Here is a 16734-nt window from a genome sequence, read left to right as displayed (position 1 = left end):
CAGGTCCCCGGACTCGACGGAGAGAATCCATGAGCGAGCAGAACACCACGGCGTCCGCCGAGCTCAATGCCACAACGGAACTGAGCATCAAGGACGCGAATAAGGTCGCCGCCGGCGCCCTGATCGGCACCGCCCTCGAGTGGTACGACTTCTTCCTCTTCTCGGCAGCGGCCGCCCTGGTCTTCAACGTCCAGTACTTCACCAGCGAGAACGCCACGGCCGCCGCCATGGCCTCCTTCGCCACCTTCGGAGTCGGGCTGGCCGCTCGTCCCATCGGCGGTCTGATCTTCGGCCGCATGGGCGACAAGATCGGGCGCCGCAAGGTTCTGCTCATCACGATCATCGGCATCGGCGTCGTCACCGGACTCATCGGCCTCCTGCCGACCTATGCTGCGATCGGCTTCGCCGCCCCCGCGCTGCTCGTGCTCCTGCGCATCCTCCAGGGTCTCTTCGTCGGCGGCGAATGGTCGGGCGCGATGACGCTCGTCGTCGAGAACGCCCCGCTCCACCTGCGTGCCCGTTATGCAGCGATCCCGCAGATCGGCTCCCCGATCGGCACGATCCTGTCCTCCGGCGGCTTCTTCATCATGACCCTGGTGTTCTCACAGGACAGCTTCGACTCGTTCGGCTGGAGGATCCCATTCCTCGTGGCCCTGCCGCTGCTCGTAGTCGCCGTCTACCTCCGCTCCCGCCTCGAAGAGTCCCCGGTCTTCCGTCAGCTCGAAGAGTCCGGCGAGGTCGAGAAGAGCCCCATCCGCACCACCTTCCGTGACTCGTGGAAGCAGATCATCATCGGCATGGCCGCGGCTCTGCTCGGCGTCGGCGGCTTCTACCTCGTCACCGCATTCTGCGTCTGGTACGGCGTCAACGTCCTCGGCTACGACGATTCGCTCCTCCTGCTCGGCAGCATGGTCGCCGCCGCCGTCGAGATCCTCGCCCTGATCTGGGGCGGTGCCCTGGGCACGAAGTTCGGAGCCTCGAAGGTCATCCTCTGGGGTGGAATCGCCTCGGCGGTCGTCGCAGTTCCCGCGTTCTTCATGTTCGAGTCCGGCAACCCGGTCCTCGTCGTCATCGCCATGACCCTGGCCGTGTCCACTCTGTCCCTGCCCTACGCGGCATCGGGCACCGTGCTCACCGGACTGTTCCCCGCCACCACCCGCTACACGGGTGTGGGCATGGCGCAGAACGCCGCAGGCATGCTCTCCGGGTTCATCCCGCTGCTGGCCACGAGCTTCGTCGCCTCCGCCGGAGACCACTGGTGGCCGGCCGCCGCAATGCTCGTCTTCCTCTCCCTGTTCACGGCGTTCGCCGGCTTTGTCGCTCCTCGGATGAGCGTCGACCTGCCCGGCTTCAAACACTGAGAACCGCACAGCGCTGAGAACCCAGCGCAGCACCGGTCCGGGAGCCCCGGACCTCGCACCGTTCGATCGTCGAAAGGACACCCACACCATGTCGCGTTCCGCCGGCCACCTCATCGTCGACACTCTGGAGAGCGCGGGCATCGAGCGCGTCTACGCGGTCCCCGGTGAGTCCTACCTCGACGTCCTCGACGGACTGTATGACGCGGACATCGAGACCGTCGTGTGTCGGCAGGAGGGCGGTGCGGGGTTCATGGCGCTGGCCGAATCCCGGATGACCGGCCGTCCCGGAATCGCCATGGTCACCCGCGGTCCAGGGGCGGCGAATGCGATGATCGCTGTCCACACCGCCTGGCAGGATGCAACCGCGCTCGTCCTCTTCGTCGGCCTCGTCCCCCTCAACGATCGCTCCCGCGAATCCTTCCAGGAGTTCAGCCTGCCCGAGTGGTTCTCCTCGACGGCGAAGCGCGTGCTCACCATCGATGATGAGGACCGTGCCGGTGAGATCACCGCCGATGCCCTGCGCATCGCCGCATCCGGTCGCCCCGGGCCCGTCGTCGTCGGCCTGCCCGAGGATGTCCTCGTCCGTCTCACCGAAGCCCCGACTCCGACCCTCCCCGAGGTGGCCCCACCGACCCCTGCCCCCGCCGTCATCGATGGCTTGGCTTCGCGGATCGCGGCGGCCGAGCGTCCCGCATTCGTGCTCGGCGGGGATGGGTGGCACAACGGCTGCGGAGCCGAGCTGGCCGGTCTGGCCGCCTCGGCGGGGGTGCCGATCTTCTGCGATTGGCGCGCCTACGATGCGATTCCGCATTCCTCACCGGCGTGGGCGGGTTGGCTCGGCTACGGTCGTGCCGATGCTGTGGCGGCCGGTTTCGCCGAGGCGGACCTCGTCATCTTCGTCGGCTGCACCCGCTCCGATGTCTTAAGCGACGGCTACACGATCGGCTTCGACGCCGAGACCATTCTCGTCTCCCTCGATACGGAGGCCACCCAGCACGCAGGGCGCATCGATGAGCACATCATCGCCTCCGCGGACTCCTTCACTCGCGCCCTGACCAGGACCGATGCCGCTGATGTTCGGGATGCGAGCCAGCTGCGCGGTGACCGGACGGATGAGTGGATGCAGGGACGCGCGGACGCGCAGTCCCGGTTCGCCGCTCATCGCCCCGACGCCGAGGCGACACCGGAGAATTCGGGCCGTGCCGGGGTCGATCTCGGGGTGGCGTTCGGGATTCTCGATGACCGCCTCGGCGGGGAGGCGATCCTCTCCTACGGGGCGGGCAATGCGACGATCTGGGGGCACCGGTTCATCCGGCATGAGCGCCCGTCCAGCCTCGTCGGAGCCCGCAACGGGGCGATGGGTCTCGCCGTTCCCGCCGCGGTGGCCGCTTCTCTGGCGTACCCGGAGCGGCGTGCGGTCGCGGTCTGCGGCGATGGGGACTTCCTCATGAACGGTCAGGAGATCGCCACGGCCTTCGCCCACGGCGGATCACCGCTCATCATCGTCGTCGACAACGGCGTGTACGGCACGATCGTGTCTCACCAGGAGAATCACTATCCGGGACGGCCCTCGGGCACGCGCATGGTCAATCCGAACTTCGCGGCGTGGATGTCGGCATTCGATCTCAGCAGTTCCGGGGCCGCCTCGGCGAGCAAAGCGTCCATGAACGGCGACGGGGCCTCCGTAACCGGGCCGACCGGGCACGGGGAGCGCGTCGAAACGACCGAGGAATTCGGGCCGGCGCTCGACCGGGCCCTTGCCCACGACGGGCCCGCCCTCATCCATGTGCTCATCGATCCGGCGACGATGCCGCCGGCCGCCGACGAAACCGCCTGATCCATCCTGGGTGCCCACCCGGCACCACCGACCTGACATCGGCACCGCCGGCGCCGCACACCTCCCCCGCACAGTCGCAACCCACCCGCCCGCGACACCTCTCGAAAGGACCCGCTATGACCGTTTCACCCTCTCTGATCAACGCCGATCGCGAAGCCGAGTTCCTCGCCGATTGGGCCGTGCATTCGCGTTTCGGTGCCGTCGAGGGCACGAACGGGGTCGACCGGCAGGCGGCGAGCGCCGCCGATGGTCAGCAGCGGAAATGGTTCGAAGAGCTACTCGTCAAGCACGGTTTCAGCGTGCACCGGGATCCGATCGGCAATCAGTTCGGGCTCCTCGAGCTCGTGCCCGGGGCCCCGTATGTGCTGACTGGTTCGCATATGGACTCGCAGCCGACGGCCGGCCGTTTCGACGGTGCCTACGGGGTGATGGCCTCGGCGCATGCATGTTTCGCGATCGCCGATGAGCTGCGGGCGGACCCGTCGAAGGCGACGTTCAACCTCGCCGTGGTCAACTGGTTCAACGAGGAGGGTTCCCGGTTCAAGCCCTCGATGATGGGATCGAATGTCTTCACCGGCAAGGCCGAGCTGGAGGCGGCCCTGACCACGCGTGATGCTGCGGGAGTCACCGTCGCCGAGGCGCTCGATGAGTTGGGAGAACGCGGAGACTTCACGGCCCCGGAGATCGCCTCCTATGCGGAGATCCACGTCCAGCAGGGCCGCAGCATGGAAGAGGACGGGGTGACGATCGGGCTCGTCAATGCCACGTGGGCGGCGCACAAGTACGAGTTCAAGGTCACCGGCGCACAGGCGCACAGCGGGTCGACGCTCATGGCCGATCGGCAGGATGCCCTGCTCGGTGCGGCACGTCTGGTCGTGGCCGCACGGGAACTCGTCGACGATTTCGAGCCCGGTGCCCTGCACACCGCGTGCGGTCAGCTCACCGTCTACCCGAATTCTCCGGTCGTCGTCGCCAGCGAAGTCAGCCTGCTGCTCGATCTGCGCTCTCCCAGCGCCGAGGTGATCGCCGCCGCCCATGAGAAGCTCATGGCCACGATCGCCCAGGTCAGCGCCGATGATCGCGTGGAGATCGAGATCGTCGCCGAGCACAGCTGGGATCAGAACCCGTACTCCGAGGACGGGGTCGAGCTGGCACGCACCGTTGCCGAGGACTTGGGACTCACCTCGGCGAAGGTGATGACCGTGGCCGGGCACGATTCGACGAATATGAAGGACGAGGCGCCAACCGTCATGCTCTTCATTCCCAGCGTCGACGGGGTTTCGCACAGTCTGGCCGAGTTCACGAAGGACGAGGATCTCGTCTCGGGTCTCCATCACCTCACCGAGGTGGTTCGCCGGCTCGCCGCCGGCGCGCTGGGGTGAGGTGTGGAGTGGCCGCGGGGATGCCGAAGTGGTGAAAGTGGGCCACCGCATGGATGAGTGCATAGCGAACCACGATGCGGTCAGCAAGCCGAAGAAGACCGAGTACACCATCACAATGCTGAGCGATGCCGTTGCCGAACAGGTCATGACGCCCCAGTACGCCGCCTACGTCGCCGAACCACAGGCTCACCACGACCTCGACCTGCCAACGCTAACCCAGAGCCTCGAAGAGCTGAGTCCGGAGCTTAACGATCCTGACGTGGCTTTCCTCGGCGTGTGAGAGGCCGGCCGACTCGTCGGAACTGTGCATCTCCGTCGAGTCGGCTCCGGAGTCGACCACGGACGCCTGACCGTGGTGCTTGATAGCTGAGGATAGGGCGTCGGGAGCTTCCTGCTTGCCGAGGTTGAAACCGTGTTCCCCGATGCACGAGAGATGCGGCCCTTCACCCGGAGAGCACTCAACCGCGAACATGCCCCTAAACGAGCGCGGCGGCTACGTGGAGACAGGACGCTCACCCGTCGGAGACTACTCGATCGTCCACCTCGTACAGCAGGCTTTCCTCAGTTTCTAGCGGTTACTTTTGCGGTCACATCGACGGTAGATACGACAACGCCTCGATGGGAAATCGTTTCTCACCTGGACAAACGTCGGGCTGGCATGATCTAGACCCGCAACGCCTTGGCGCTCGCAGGTTCAATTCTCCTGACCCGGTTCTTGAGGAACCCCTCGACTTCCCTTGTGTTTACGGGGATCTAGGCAGTTCGCTTACTCCGAGTAGAGCCAGTCATCGGCGGTCTGTCTTGGGTGATTTTGATGGATACCTGATGACCTTGCGAAGCAGACTTGAGAGCCAATCGTCCGGTCGGACACCGCGAGCACACAATAAGGCTGAGAGACCGAAGGAATGGCCATGAAGATTCGTTTCGCGGTGAGCTCCTCCGCAATACCAGCCTCACTTGTCCTTGTAATACACACAGTGAGTTGACTGGGATTACAGCGCTGTCATACTCAAAGACATGATCACTCGTATCAAGGCGACTAACTACCGATGCTTCAAAGATCTGGACTTCCAGCCGAATGCTGAAGTTAACATTCTTGTCGGTGACAACGAGGCAGGAAAATCCACTCTGCTTGAGGTAATTTCGCTTGTCGTCTCTGGGCGTGTCAGGGGACGGTGGGCAAACGACGATCTCAACCCCTACTGGTTTAATCAGAATGTAGTTGCGGAGTTCTTTGAAGCAAGGCGTAATGGACAATCGCCGGATCTTCCCCTGATCGATCTTGAAATCTTTTTCACCGAGGACACACCGAGCGCAGAACGTCTTTGCGGGCTGCACAACTCGGAGCAGATAGATTGCCCGGGGCTGCGCCTAAAAGTCGTCCCCGACCCAGAACGTAGCGTTGAACTCGCTACTTATCTTGCTCAGGACGACCTGCCTGAACTCATTCCCACAGACCTGCTCGTTGCCGAATGGAGGTGCTTCGAAGGGTCACTCATCACGCGCCAACCGCGCGGCTTGGGGATTGCAACAGTAAGTGCTGGAAATTCCTCGAGCAGTTCAGGAATCGACTACAAGATGCGTCAGTTGCTGCGGGACTTCGTAACTCCAGCTGAGAGCGCAAAGATTGCTCTAGAACACCGTAAGGCGAAAGGAGCGCTAACATCAGGGGTCCTAAGAGACGTCAACCGTCGAATCCATGACGACGGGAACTCTTTCGGTGTCGGCCTACAGATGGATCAAAGCGCGAATGCGAACTGGGACGTCGCAGTTACTCCACACATCGAAGAGACGCCGTTTTCATTCCTCGGTCAGGGTCGGCAGGTATCAACCAAAATCGCGCTTGCGATGGGCCGCAGTGCAGCGAACACTCGCTTTGTACTCGTGGAGGAACCCGAAAACCATCTATCTCATACGCAGCTAACGCAGATGATCGACATCATCAAGGCAAACGCTGCAGGGCGACAGCTTTTCATTACGACACATAGTTCTTTTGTCCTCAACCGCCTTGGATTCGACATGCTACACCTCATGCATGATGCGCGAATTGTTCCGCTCAACAGTGATGTATTCTCCGAGGATACGATCGCCTATTTCCAGAAGCAGTCTGGCTACGACACCTTGCGTCTCGCGATCGCGAGCAAGGTCGTTGTCGTTGAAGGGCCTTCCGATGAGATGGTCTTCAACCTTGCGTACAAGCGAATCAAAGGGGCTGAACCCCGCGACCGCGGTATCGATGTAGTGGCTCTTGGGACACGTGGAAAGCGCGCCCTCGAACTCGCTTCCGCCCTCGGAAAGAAGATCGCCGTGCTACGAGACAATGACGGCAAGTCTCCCGCTCACTGGCAATCTCAAGCAGGGAGCCTTCTACTAGCGGGTGCACGTGAACTGTTCGTGGGCGCTGAGGGCTGCGGGAGAACTCTAGAGCCGCAGATTATCTCCGCCAACGGAGAAGAAAAGCTTCGCACCATCTTCGGGATGGGTGCAGATGAAGACGTTGAAGCGCATATGCTCTCCGACAAGACCGAAGCGGCTTGGCGCATCGCGAACACCCCCGAGACCTTGGAATGGCCTAGTTACATCACAGAAGCAATCGAGTTCATCGATGCCGGCTGAGGTCAGAGTCGCTGTGGCTGGCAGCGGGAAGACCGCAGAAATAGCAAGCCGTATCCTTGCAGAGCAGGCAGGCACTCGCTCAGCTTCGATCACCTTCACGACCAACGGTCAAAACGAAATCTCCTCGCGCTTACCAAGACTGCTTGCAAGTGAACACGAAACCATGGGCTGGTTTGCGTTCCTCGTGAGACACATCATCCGACCCTACCTTCCCAAACTGCATCCGGGGTTCGTTGCGACAGGTCTGTGTTTCGTGCAGAGCGACGCCGAAATACCGAAGAATCGCTCGGGTTGGAAGTACTACCTCAACGACCATCATCAGCCCTACAGCACCCGCCTCGGAACCCTTGCAAAGAAGGTGATGCAGGCCACATCCAATGCACCGATCCGACGCCTCGAGCGAATCTACAACAATCTTTACTTCGATGAGATCCAAGATCTTGGTGGGAACGACCTCGTCATCCTCGAGGCTCTCATGAAGTCCAGCATCAACCTCTTCGTGACAGGCGACGTCCGGCAGGCCGTGCTGACCACGTCTCGTTCTGATCGAGCAAATAGGTCGTACAGGGGCGTGCAGGTGATGCACTGGTTCCGCGAAAAGAATGACGCAGGAGTCTGTGACCTTACGTTCAATGAAACGACTACCCGCTTCAATCAGGCGATCGCCTCTTTTTCGGATCTCATTCACGATCCTGCCTTGGAACTGCCCGCGACTACTTCAACTCAGACTGAAGAGACCGGGCACGATGGGGTATTTCTCGTCGACGACAGCGACCTTTCCTTATACGTCACTGCTTGGGATACATCCCCGACAATCCTGTGGGCGCGATCGAGTCAACGTAAGCTTCCCAAGTCAGAGCTACTCACTTTCGGAGGCTCAAAGGGTCTAACAAGGGATCGAGTGGTCATAGTCGCGACTTCTACAGGGCCGATCTGCAAGTGGCTCAAGAAGAGGGAACTCTTAACCCCCAGCACGGCCTGCGGTTTCTACGTTGCGGCCACGCGAGCGAGATACAGCGTAGCGCTCGTGACCAAGAACGCTGCACGCCTGTACGGGCAACTTCACCAGGATTTTGCGGGACAAGTCTCGCTCTGGACCCCCAAATGAACAGATCCAGGATAATCGTGAGTTATCCAGGAAGAGTCACGGGAGCCAGCGGGCAACAGTTTGCCTGAGTACGTGGCCCGAGTTAGCGCCTCAGCTGCTTCGAGCGCGAACCTTGCCCGGTGGAAAGCGAGATCCCAATGACGGGCGAAGGCACCCCGCAAACAAACTCCGCACTACCTACCAGCAAGCCTCAACGACCGACCGCCGTAGACGAGCGCCCGGCTGCCCAATACGCGATCGCTGTACGAATCGCGTTGGGTGTCGACGCTGGCCTGCGCAGCCGCGAGACATATTCTGTCGGATTGCGCAGCATCACCTCATGTTCCACCGCCAGCCCGAGCGCGGGCCGAAACACGGCGAGGGCTTGCTTGGCCCGGTTGTAGCTCAGCTTCGCGAGTTGCATGAGGAATCGCCGCCGCCCATGATTCCCTCATGTCCACGATCGCGAAGGTCGAGGAGGAGGATCGCGTCGGCATCGAGATCGTCGCCGAGCACAGCTGGGATCAGAACCCGTACTCCGAGGACGGGGTCGAACTGGCCCGCACGGTCGCGGACGACTTGGGACTCACCTCGGCGAAGGTGATGACCGTGGCCGTGCACGATTCGACGAACATGAAGGACGAGGATCTCGTCTCAGGTCTCCATCACCTCACCGAGGTGGTTCGCCGGCTCGCCGCCGGCGCGCTGGCCTGATTGCCGATCGTTGAACCAAACCGCGGGGACGCAGAGACCTGCTGAGTAGGCATCAGTCGATGGAGTCGACGTCTTGGTTCTCGTCGACGAGCTTCTTCGCCAGCGACTCCCACTTGTCGTAAGCGTCGGGGTATCCGGAGTGCTGCACTTCCTGTGCGGCGTCACCGGGTTCGATGCTCTCCCAGTTGTCGATCTGGGTCAGCCCCGGATTGTCGGTTCCGGAGTCGACGCCGTAGAAGGCTTTCGATGCGTACACGGTGTCGGTGACTTCGTCGGCCGATCCCCAGTTCATCGAGGGACGCTGCTGGAAGGCACCGGCGGAGTCGCGGTCGCCTCCTTCGAGGTCGTTGAGGCTCGATTCCTGCAGCGCGGTCATCACGGCGATCGTCTGAGCCTCCTTCGACAGGTCCGCGCCCTTGCCGACGCCGATGATGGTGCGCGCGTTGTCGATCTGCTCCTCGCTCAGCTCATCGGGGTCGTCGATCCCTCCGGTCGAGCCGGCGTCGGACTGGGCTGCTTCACCCTCCTGGCTGACGCCTCCGGAGATCGGGTCGGCCGTGGCCGAGGTCGCCGTTGCCAGGGAGACTCCCCCGGCGAGGACGGCTGCGGACAGTGCAGTCACCGCAAGTGTGCGCGCACGTTTCATCTGTTCTCACTTTCTCTTGATCGGGTGCTCGACCCGGTCGGCGATTCCTGGTGCGCGGCACACGTGGTGGGTTCTGCGGCATCTGCCCTGTGGTCGGCACAGGAACACCAATGCAGAAGGTGCCGTGGAATCGCCCCACACAACACTGACGGACCGATTGGCCCTGTTCAATGCAGAGAGACTTCGAGATGACTTATTCTCGCCGCAACGAATCGTCACGGATCCGTGTGCATGCGATCAGAGTTCGCTGAACGCCGCGCGGTCACCAGCAGTGCTCCCACCCGACCGTGACCGGGGTCTCGATCCGCTCGTCCGGCGGTTCGCAGGCGCGAGCCAGGGAAATTTCAGGCGCTGGCGGCGATCAATGGGGGTCGATCCTCGGCGATCCTACACTTCGAGGTCGGCCCTGTTCCTCCGAGGCGGCCCTCCTCGTCGGACGCGTCGTCGCCGCGTCCCATGGGAGGGGCGCGGCGACGATGTGCGCTCAGGTGCGCGGAGTACGGTCGGCGGATCGGAGCCGCCGGATCGGCATCGGATCAGTGCCGGATCACGGGCAGTTCAGATCAGAGGCCGTTCAGGCGGTAGGGGACGAAGCTGTCGTCCTGGTCGTACGGGTAGGAGACTTCGTGGGCGACCGAGCCGAGCGAACCGTTCTCCTCGAGGGCGTGATAGGCGGTTTTATCGTCGTTGGCCCAACCGTTGAAGATCACGACGTGGCCGTTGGCGCCTTCGGTGCCGGGGCCGCCCTTCATCAGGACGTCGCCGGGCTTCAGTTCGTCCTTATCGATCTTGTGGGAGACATCCGGCAGGGTCACGGTGTTGAGGCTGTCGTCGAGTCCCCAGGCCATCGAGACGAATCCCGAGCAGTCCATGCGGTACTGCTTGCCCTGTGGATCCGGATGGGTGGTGTCCCAGTTGTAGGGCACTCCCTGGTCGACCCAGGTCTGGGCGCGGCTGATGATCTCATCGCGACGATCATCGGCCTGGGTGGATGTCTTCTGGCCGGACTCCGACTGCGCGGTCGTGGCCTTGCCGGAATCTCCCTGTGCTGCGTAGCTGTGTGCCGGGGCAGCGTCGGCCTGAGCGGGTGCGGTGGCCATCATGGTGCCGCCTGCGAGGAGACCTGCGGTGAGGACGGTGGTGGTGAGTGTGCGTGAAACCTTCATCATCTCTCCTGATCGTTCTCGGGTGTGCATGTGTGATTTCGGAATGTGCGGTTTCGGGTGGTGCGACTTCAGGTCAGCGGAACGGGTCTCAGCTGATCGGGGCAACATCCTGGTTGCCGTTGACGAGCTCGGTCGCCAAGGGATCCCACTTGTCGTACTCGGCGGGGAAGGCGGAGCCCTGCACTGCCTGAGCTGCGGCTCCCGGGACCATCGTCTCCCATCCTTCGATCTGGATGAGGCCGAGGTTCGAGCCTTCGGGGTTGACGCCATAGAACGACTTCGAGGCGTAGACCGGGTCGGTCACCTGGGCCAGAGTGCCCCAGCCCATGGACGGACGCTGCTGGAACAGTCCGGCGGAGTCGCGGTCTCCGCCGTCGAGGTTGTAGAGGCTCGACTCCTGCAGGGCCGTCATCACGGCGATCTTCTGCGCCTGCGTCGACAGGTCCGCGCCCTTGCCGACGGCGATGATCGTGCGCGCATTGTCGATCTGCTCCTGGGTGAGCTGAGTGGCGTCCTGAGCGCTCGGAACCTTGCCGCCGTCGAGTGCTTTGCTCGTGAACGGAGCGGCCTCCTTTGAGACTGCAGCCGGCTCTGCGGACGCGGCGGTCGCCATGGAGACACCGCCGGCGATGACAGCCGCGGAAAGGGCTGTCACTGCAATTCTGCGTACGAGTTTCATCGGTTTCCTGTTCTCTTGAGGGGCAGTTGCCGTGAGCGAGAACTCGAGACCAGCTGAGTGGGGAAGCGATCGGAAACCAGCATCGATCACGCAAGCGATCCTGTCGTTTCGCTCACGTCCTCCAGACTGTCCGATCCGATGAGAGGCCTCAACAAACTCCGTTTCAACATCACGTCACAGGGTTCTCAACACGAGTTCAACACCACGTGAACCAGGTCACTCGGACCTGAAAGCCTGCAGCGTCCGATCTCGCCCGACGACGAAGGAGGCACCCACTGCGATGACACTCGCTGCCGCAATCATGGCGCCGGTGCCGAGCAGTCCGACGATGAGACCGATGAGCGGATTGACGATGACCTGAGGTGCCTGTTGGACGACGATGAGCAGACTCTGAAATCTCGATACTTTGGACGCAGGTGCCAGCAGCACATAGACCGGGAAGACATGCGCAGTGAAGACCACGACCCCGGCCCCGACGAGGGCGGTCGCTGCGAGACCCACTCGCCAGTCGGCCGACACAGCCAGCACGATGAGCCCCAGGGCCACGACGCACGGACCGATGACCATCGGAGTCCACACCCGATTCGCAATGCCGCGCCATGCGAACACGGCGCTCGTCAGCAGGCCCCCGGCGATCCATCCGGATTCGATGAGCCCCGCCTCGGCGGCGGTCCAGCCGCGCTCGCGGGCGGCAAGGGGAATGCCGAGGAGTACCGACGGGATCACGGCTCCGGCCATGAGGGACACACCGGTCAGCAGCGCCGGCACTCCCGGCGTCGTCCGCGCCGCTCGCACCCCGTCGACGATTCCGCGCACGCTGACCGGGTCGGGCAGGTGATCCCCTCGCCGAGGCGGTCGGATCGCAAGCAGGGCGATGAGCATGATCAGGCATCCGAGCACATCGAGCAGTGCCACCCCGGACAGGCTGATGATCCCGATGAGGATTCCGCCCAGCGGCGGGGCGATGGTGCGCGCCAGCTGTCCGGCCATGCCCGATCGGGCCATGGCTGTGCCCAATGATCTCTCGGGGACGAAGAGCCGTGGGAAGACTCCGACGGCGGGCCGATAGAACGCTGCCGCCGACCCGATGAGCACGGCGGCCGCCAGGAGCACCGGCGGAGCCGCCGACCAGACGGCAACGGCGAGTGCGATCCCCGAGCCGATGAGCACGAAGGCGAGTGTGCACGCGAGCATCACCCGACGCGGCCCGAATCTGTCGGCGACCGCGCCGCCGAGCAGCCCGAGCAGCACCGCCGGCAGGACGGTGAGCGTGAATACCCAGGCAGCGAGATGAGGGCCGTAGCCGGAGGCCACCCAGGTCAGAGCGAACGCGAGGACTCCGGTGCCGAGTTCGGTGACGACCGAGGTGAGCACCCAAGCGTTGAATCCCTTCGGCAGCGGGACCCGGTCCCTGCCTGAGGCACCCATATCGACGGGGCTCAGGCTCTGCGGGGCATGACGAGCGCCACGAAGTCAGGTTGGCTGGGAGCACGCCAGATGAGGGGATCGTCCTCGTTGCCCCAGTCGCAGGTCAGTTCGTCGCCGATACCCGCGTCGACGATGGACTTCATGGAGCCGGCGGAGAGTTCGAACCTCGACGCGTCCCTCGGCAGCCGCACTCCGGATTCAGGGGACCGGCCTGTGGCTTCGTCGACGAGCCGCAGGATCTCTTCGCGTGAGAACAGGCTTCTGCCTCTGCGGCGTGCGGCGGCCGCCTCCACCGTGCGACCGATGTCGGGGAACCGGCGGTCGGACTGCGACAGGGTCGTCGATTCTCCGTCGGAGTGCTCGATCGACATGCGCACCTGTTCGGGGTGGTCGACGGATCCTCCGGTGACAGCGATCGTGAGGGTCACCTCGTAGCTCGTGGTCGGGAGCGACAGCAGCGCCGAGGCGGTGACAACCGTCGACACCCCCACCGGCCTCTTCGGACCGTCTGCGGGCGTCGGAGCATCGATCTCGGCGGGGATGTGCGTGCGCGCCATCAGCACATAACCGTCGGTCACGGCCAAGGTGAGGGCGTCGGGTTTGATCTCCACACTCAGGTGGTCGAAGGGCGAATCGGCGGGGTCCGTCCCCTTCGGCTGCGCCAGCTGGCGCACCGCGGCGGCGAGCACGGCGGAGTCGACCCGAGCGCGGCTGAGCGTCGTCGTCTCGGTCCGGGATCGGAGCACCGATCTCAAGTCGTCGACCAGCGCCGCGGCGGACTCGGCTCGTCCGATGGCCTCGGCGAGCCAGTCGTCGAGGATGGCCTCGGCGATCGCCGGCTCGCTGTCGAGGATGGTCCCGATCGTGCTCAGCCGAAAGCCTGCGTCACGCAGACGTCGGATCCAGATCGCACGCTGCTGCTGGTCGAGCGCGTAGTACCGATAGCCTGTCCGGTCCTCGACATGTGCGGGCGACAGAAGACCGCTGCTGTCGTACCCGCGCAGGGCGCTGGCGCTGAGCCCGACGGCACGAGCGAAGTCACCGATCGTCTGCAGCGACCGGCTCGTCGACTGCGGCACTCGTGCGGTGTCGGGTTCGCGGGTGGGATCCATGGACCCATCATCGACTTTCACCCTGACTGAAGGTCAAGAGTGCGGGAGAAAGTCGTTGCGCAGGCACGTCGGACCCACAGGACAGTTCCTGAGTCCAGGTCCCTGCCCCTGTGTACGCTGATCCCATGTCCGCGCCGCTGCCGCCAGATGCCGCAACCGCCATCAGGTCCTACCTACGTGCCGCCGATCGGATCCTGCCTGGCGGCATCATCGCCTGCGCCGTCACCGGATCGATCGCCCTCGGCGCCTATCGTCCGGGCCGCAGCGACATCGACCTCGTCGCGGTCATCGCCGATGAGTGGCAGAACCATCCGGATCTCATTCAGCGGCTGCGGCTGCTCCACCTCTCGCAGGTGCCCCGCCTGGTGGCAGGGACGGCGCTCGGGCGAGGTGTGAGTGCGTGCTGCAATACCGTCTTCATCGCCGAATCCGAGGTCAGTCGCCCCGTCACCGAGATCCGACCGATCGCTTCCCATACGGGTGAGATCTTCGATGCGCACGGGGCGTTCGACGTCAATCCGGTGATCTGGAAGGAGCTCGTCGACGGCGGCATCACTGTGCGGGGACGACCGATCGCTGCATGGGGTCTCGATGCGCAGCCGGAGGCGCTTCGACCATGGGTCCGCACGAACCTGCGCGAGTACTGGACTCCGTTGGTCGCACAGCTGCGCGACCGACCGCGGAGAACTCCACGCACGCTGTTCCATCGTCTCCTCACGTCCCCGCGGGGACTGAGCGCCGGCACGGTTGCGTGGTGCGTGCTCGGTCCCGCGCGCATGCATCGCACTCTCGCGACCGGTGAGATCATCGGCAAGGAGGCAGCGGGTCGCCACGGATTGGACGCATTCCCTCAGCATGCCCCCATCACCGAGGTGGCCCTGGCCAAGGTGCGCGGCGCGCGGATCCCGTCCGCACCGTCACGTGCACAGTGGCGGGCATTGACCGCCGAGGCGATGGAGGACATGATCACCGCATCACTCGGCTGATCGACGACCGTGGTGGGTTGAGCGGCCGCCGGGAACTCGACGACGGTTGCGGTGATCTTGGGGTCAGCCGAACTGCCCCTATTTCGCGATGAAGTGGAGGCGCTTATTCACGAACTCGCCCATCCCGATCGGACCCATCTCACGACCGAAACCAGACCGCTTCACCCCACCGAACGGCAGCTCAGCAGCCTCCGCCGCAATCGTGTTCACATGCGTCATCCCCACCTCAAGACGAGCCGCCACACGATCAGCACGCCCCTCATCAGTCGAGAACACAGACCCACCCAAACCAAGAGCACAATCGTTCGCCAACTCGAGAGCCTCCTCGTCACTGCCGACCTTGAACACAGTGGCCACCGGCCCGAAGAGCTCCTCACCATACGACTCGGAATCCCGGGGCACATCAACCAACACAGTCGGCGAATAGTACGCCGCCGGGCCCTCGCCCAGCTCACCACCGACGAGCACCCGAGCCCCCTCAGCAACGGCCTTCTTCACCTGCGCATCAACGGTCTCCGCGGCGGCACGGCTCGACAGCGGCACATACTCACCCTCACTCAGATTCATCGGATCCCCCGGCGTCAACCCGGTCCCCAACTTCACGAGCTCGGCGACGAAGTCGTCATAAATGTCGTCCATAACGATGAGGCGCTTGTTCGAGTTGCAGACTTGTCCGGCGTTATACGTCCGGAACTCCCACGCCTCACGCGCCACCGCCGCAACATCGTCGGCGTCGAGAACAACCATCGGGTCGATCCCGCCGAGCTCGAGCACGGCCTTCTTGAGGTTCTGACCGGCCTGGGCACCGATGATCGCACCCGCCCGCTCCGACCCGGTCAACGACACACCCTGCACCCGAGGGTCCGCAATGATCGCAGCGATCTGGTCATGGTTGGCAAAAAGGTGGGAGTACCCGCCGGCAGGGACTCCGGCGGCGTGGAAGATCTCCTCGATCAACAGTGCCGACCGTCCACAGATATCGGCATGTTTGAGCATGATCGTATTGCCCAACACCAGATTCGGGGCAGCGAACCGGGCGACCTGGTAGTAAGGGAAGTTCCACGGCATCACACCCAACAGGGCACCGACCGGCAGAGACTCGATGCGTGCAGTGCCGGGGATGGTCGACGGGATCTGATAATCCGTGGCCAGACTGGGGCCGTGGACGCCGTAGTAGTCGATGATGTCGGCAGCGAACTCGACCTCGTCAACGGACTCGGCATACGACTTGCCCATCTCCACCGAGATCGTTCTGGCGAGTTCGTCCTTGCGTTCATGGAAGATCTCCGCCGCCCGACGCACAACCCCGGCCCGCTCCTGAATGTCGGTGTCCTTCCACATCAGGTACGTGGATTGGGCAGCAGTCACTGTGGACTCGATCTCGGCATTCGTTGCCTCGGGAAAGGTCTCGACGACCTCGCCAGTGGCGGGATTCTGAACACGATAGTTCGACATGGTTGCTCCTTCGCAGTCTCGGGTCGGAATCGCATCTGCGCGACCGGAGACGGTCAATGGTGAGAATTTCTGGTGGGCGGTCAGTGCTGCGACCAGGGCAGCGCGCCCGGACATGGGGATTGTGAGGCGATGAATGGCGTCGCTGCGGCCCCATCACCGCAGTCAGTTATCACCCATACCATCGACGGAAGCGCCCGAACCGGCGCGAACGATCATTCCGACTTGATCGTAATACAGGTCACCAAGTTTCGCCGAGGCGGCCGCC

The 16734-nt window shown here is 63.5% G+C and carries 15 protein-coding genes; 8 read left to right on the top strand and 7 right to left on the bottom strand.

The window, feature by feature from the left end; all coding sequences use genetic code 11:
• The first annotated feature begins 29 nt into the window (after positions 1-29).
• The 6 genes from ACU4IU_RS09580 to ACU4IU_RS09555 all read left to right on the top strand — a co-directional run bounded on the left by ACU4IU_RS09580 (position 30) and on the right by ACU4IU_RS09555 (position 8304).
• The gene (locus ACU4IU_RS09580) at positions 30-1361 is read left to right on the top strand and encodes an MFS transporter (protein WP_446656569.1); all 1332 of its coding nucleotides are present in this window, start codon (positions 30-32) and stop codon (positions 1359-1361) included.
• Positions 1362-1449: 88 nt separating this feature from the next.
• The gene (locus ACU4IU_RS09575) at positions 1450-3198 is read left to right on the top strand and encodes a thiamine pyrophosphate-dependent enzyme (RefSeq protein ID WP_446656568.1); all 1749 of its coding nucleotides are present in this window, start codon (positions 1450-1452) and stop codon (positions 3196-3198) included.
• 116 nt (positions 3199-3314) lie between these two features.
• Entirely contained in the window at positions 3315-4580 is a 1266-nt protein-coding gene (locus ACU4IU_RS09570; protein ID WP_446656567.1) for a M20 family metallo-hydrolase, read from the top strand.
• Positions 4581-4629: 49 nt separating this feature from the next.
• Entirely contained in the window at positions 4630-4860 is a 231-nt protein-coding gene (locus ACU4IU_RS09565) for a hypothetical protein (RefSeq protein ID WP_446656566.1), read from the top strand.
• 737 nt (positions 4861-5597) lie between these two features.
• On the top strand, positions 5598-7196 hold the full coding sequence (locus ACU4IU_RS09560; protein WP_446656565.1) for an ATP-dependent nuclease: 1599 nt from the start codon (positions 5598-5600) through the stop codon (positions 7194-7196).
• Positions 7186-8304, top strand: coding sequence for a hypothetical protein (locus ACU4IU_RS09555; protein ID WP_446656564.1), 1119 nt, complete (start codon positions 7186-7188; stop codon positions 8302-8304). Before ACU4IU_RS09560 ends, ACU4IU_RS09555 begins: the two co-directional genes overlap by 11 nt.
• 190 nt (positions 8305-8494) lie before the next feature.
• Here ACU4IU_RS09555 and ACU4IU_RS09550 read toward each other — a convergent pair whose 3' ends face one another.
• Positions 8495-8707, bottom strand: a complete 213-nt coding sequence (locus tag ACU4IU_RS09550; protein WP_446656563.1) for a hypothetical protein — start codon at positions 8705-8707, stop codon at positions 8495-8497.
• Positions 8708-8736: 29 nt separating this feature from the next.
• Between ACU4IU_RS09550 and ACU4IU_RS09545 the strand changes: the two genes are divergently transcribed.
• On the top strand, positions 8737-8997 hold the full coding sequence (locus ACU4IU_RS09545; protein ID WP_446656562.1) for a hypothetical protein: 261 nt from the start codon (positions 8737-8739) through the stop codon (positions 8995-8997).
• A gap of 52 nt (positions 8998-9049) precedes the next feature.
• Here the strand turns inward: ACU4IU_RS09545 and ACU4IU_RS09540 are convergent, their stop codons facing one another.
• The 5 genes from ACU4IU_RS09540 to ACU4IU_RS09520 all read right to left on the bottom strand — a co-directional run bounded on the left by ACU4IU_RS09540 (position 9050) and on the right by ACU4IU_RS09520 (position 14028).
• Entirely contained in the window at positions 9050-9643 is a 594-nt protein-coding gene (locus ACU4IU_RS09540) for a hypothetical protein (protein ID WP_446656561.1), read from the bottom strand.
• A gap of 563 nt (positions 9644-10206) precedes the next feature.
• Complete coding sequence (locus ACU4IU_RS09535; protein ID WP_139909426.1) at positions 10207-10809, bottom strand: NlpC/P60 family protein; 603 nt, start codon at positions 10807-10809, stop codon at positions 10207-10209.
• Positions 10810-10897: 88 nt separating this feature from the next.
• Positions 10898-11488 carry a hypothetical protein gene (locus ACU4IU_RS09530; RefSeq protein ID WP_446656560.1) on the bottom strand — a complete coding sequence of 197 codons (591 nt, stop codon included), beginning with the start codon at positions 11486-11488 and terminating at the stop codon, positions 10898-10900.
• Between the two features lie 216 nt (positions 11489-11704).
• Positions 11705-12916: an MFS transporter gene (locus ACU4IU_RS09525; RefSeq protein ID WP_446656559.1), complete on the bottom strand. Its 1212-nt coding sequence runs from the start codon at positions 12914-12916 to the stop codon at positions 11705-11707.
• An 11-nt stretch (positions 12917-12927) separates the two neighbouring features.
• On the bottom strand, positions 12928-14028 hold the full coding sequence (locus ACU4IU_RS09520) for a MerR family transcriptional regulator (protein ID WP_446656558.1): 1101 nt from the start codon (positions 14026-14028) through the stop codon (positions 12928-12930).
• 125 nt (positions 14029-14153) lie between these two features.
• On the opposite strand from ACU4IU_RS09520, the gene ACU4IU_RS09515 reads away from it, so the two are divergent.
• Positions 14154-15014 (top strand): nucleotidyltransferase domain-containing protein, encoded by an 861-nt coding sequence (locus tag ACU4IU_RS09515; RefSeq protein WP_446656557.1) that lies wholly within the window; start codon positions 14154-14156, stop codon positions 15012-15014.
• Positions 15015-15092: 78 nt separating this feature from the next.
• On the opposite strand, the gene ACU4IU_RS09510 is transcribed toward ACU4IU_RS09515, so the two are convergent.
• Positions 15093-16469 carry an NAD-dependent succinate-semialdehyde dehydrogenase gene (locus ACU4IU_RS09510; protein ID WP_446656556.1) on the bottom strand — a complete coding sequence of 459 codons (1377 nt, stop codon included), beginning with the start codon at positions 16467-16469 and terminating at the stop codon, positions 15093-15095.
• Positions 16470-16734: the final 265 nt, after the last annotated feature.

The sequence above is a fragment of the Brevibacterium sp. CSND-B09 genome, from assembly GCF_052906525.1.
This window is presented reverse-complemented; position numbering and strand designations above follow the sequence as displayed.

What these genes read in the sequence shown, in the direction of transcription:
- ACU4IU_RS09550 (WP_446656563.1), bottom strand. Translation starts at nt 8,707, where the DNA reads ATGCAACTCGCGAAGCTGAGCTACAACCGGGCCAAGCAAGCCCTCGCC.
- ACU4IU_RS09545 (WP_446656562.1), top strand. Translation starts at nt 8,737, where the DNA reads ATGTCCACGATCGCGAAGGTCGAGGAGGAGGATCGCGTCGGCATCGAG.
- ACU4IU_RS09530 (WP_446656560.1), bottom strand. Translation starts at nt 11,488, where the DNA reads ATGAAACTCGTACGCAGAATTGCAGTGACAGCCCTTTCCGCGGCTGTC.
- ACU4IU_RS09560 (WP_446656565.1), top strand. Translation starts at nt 5,598, where the DNA reads ATGATCACTCGTATCAAGGCGACTAACTACCGATGCTTCAAAGATCTG.
- ACU4IU_RS09555 (WP_446656564.1), top strand. Translation starts at nt 7,186, where the DNA reads ATGCCGGCTGAGGTCAGAGTCGCTGTGGCTGGCAGCGGGAAGACCGCA.
- ACU4IU_RS09525 (WP_446656559.1), bottom strand. Translation starts at nt 12,916, where the DNA reads ATGGGTGCCTCAGGCAGGGACCGGGTCCCGCTGCCGAAGGGATTCAAC.
- ACU4IU_RS09565 (WP_446656566.1), top strand. Translation starts at nt 4,630, where the DNA reads ATGGATGAGTGCATAGCGAACCACGATGCGGTCAGCAAGCCGAAGAAG.
- ACU4IU_RS09575 (WP_446656568.1), top strand. Translation starts at nt 1,450, where the DNA reads ATGTCGCGTTCCGCCGGCCACCTCATCGTCGACACTCTGGAGAGCGCG.
- ACU4IU_RS09570 (WP_446656567.1), top strand. Translation starts at nt 3,315, where the DNA reads ATGACCGTTTCACCCTCTCTGATCAACGCCGATCGCGAAGCCGAGTTC.
- ACU4IU_RS09540 (WP_446656561.1), bottom strand. Translation starts at nt 9,643, where the DNA reads ATGAAACGTGCGCGCACACTTGCGGTGACTGCACTGTCCGCAGCCGTC.
- ACU4IU_RS09535 (WP_139909426.1), bottom strand. Translation starts at nt 10,809, where the DNA reads ATGAAGGTTTCACGCACACTCACCACCACCGTCCTCACCGCAGGTCTC.
- ACU4IU_RS09510 (WP_446656556.1), bottom strand. Translation starts at nt 16,469, where the DNA reads ATGTCGAACTATCGTGTTCAGAATCCCGCCACTGGCGAGGTCGTCGAG.
- ACU4IU_RS09520 (WP_446656558.1), bottom strand. Translation starts at nt 14,028, where the DNA reads ATGGATCCCACCCGCGAACCCGACACCGCACGAGTGCCGCAGTCGACG.
- ACU4IU_RS09580 (WP_446656569.1), top strand. Translation starts at nt 30, where the DNA reads ATGAGCGAGCAGAACACCACGGCGTCCGCCGAGCTCAATGCCACAACG.
- ACU4IU_RS09515 (WP_446656557.1), top strand. Translation starts at nt 14,154, where the DNA reads ATGTCCGCGCCGCTGCCGCCAGATGCCGCAACCGCCATCAGGTCCTAC.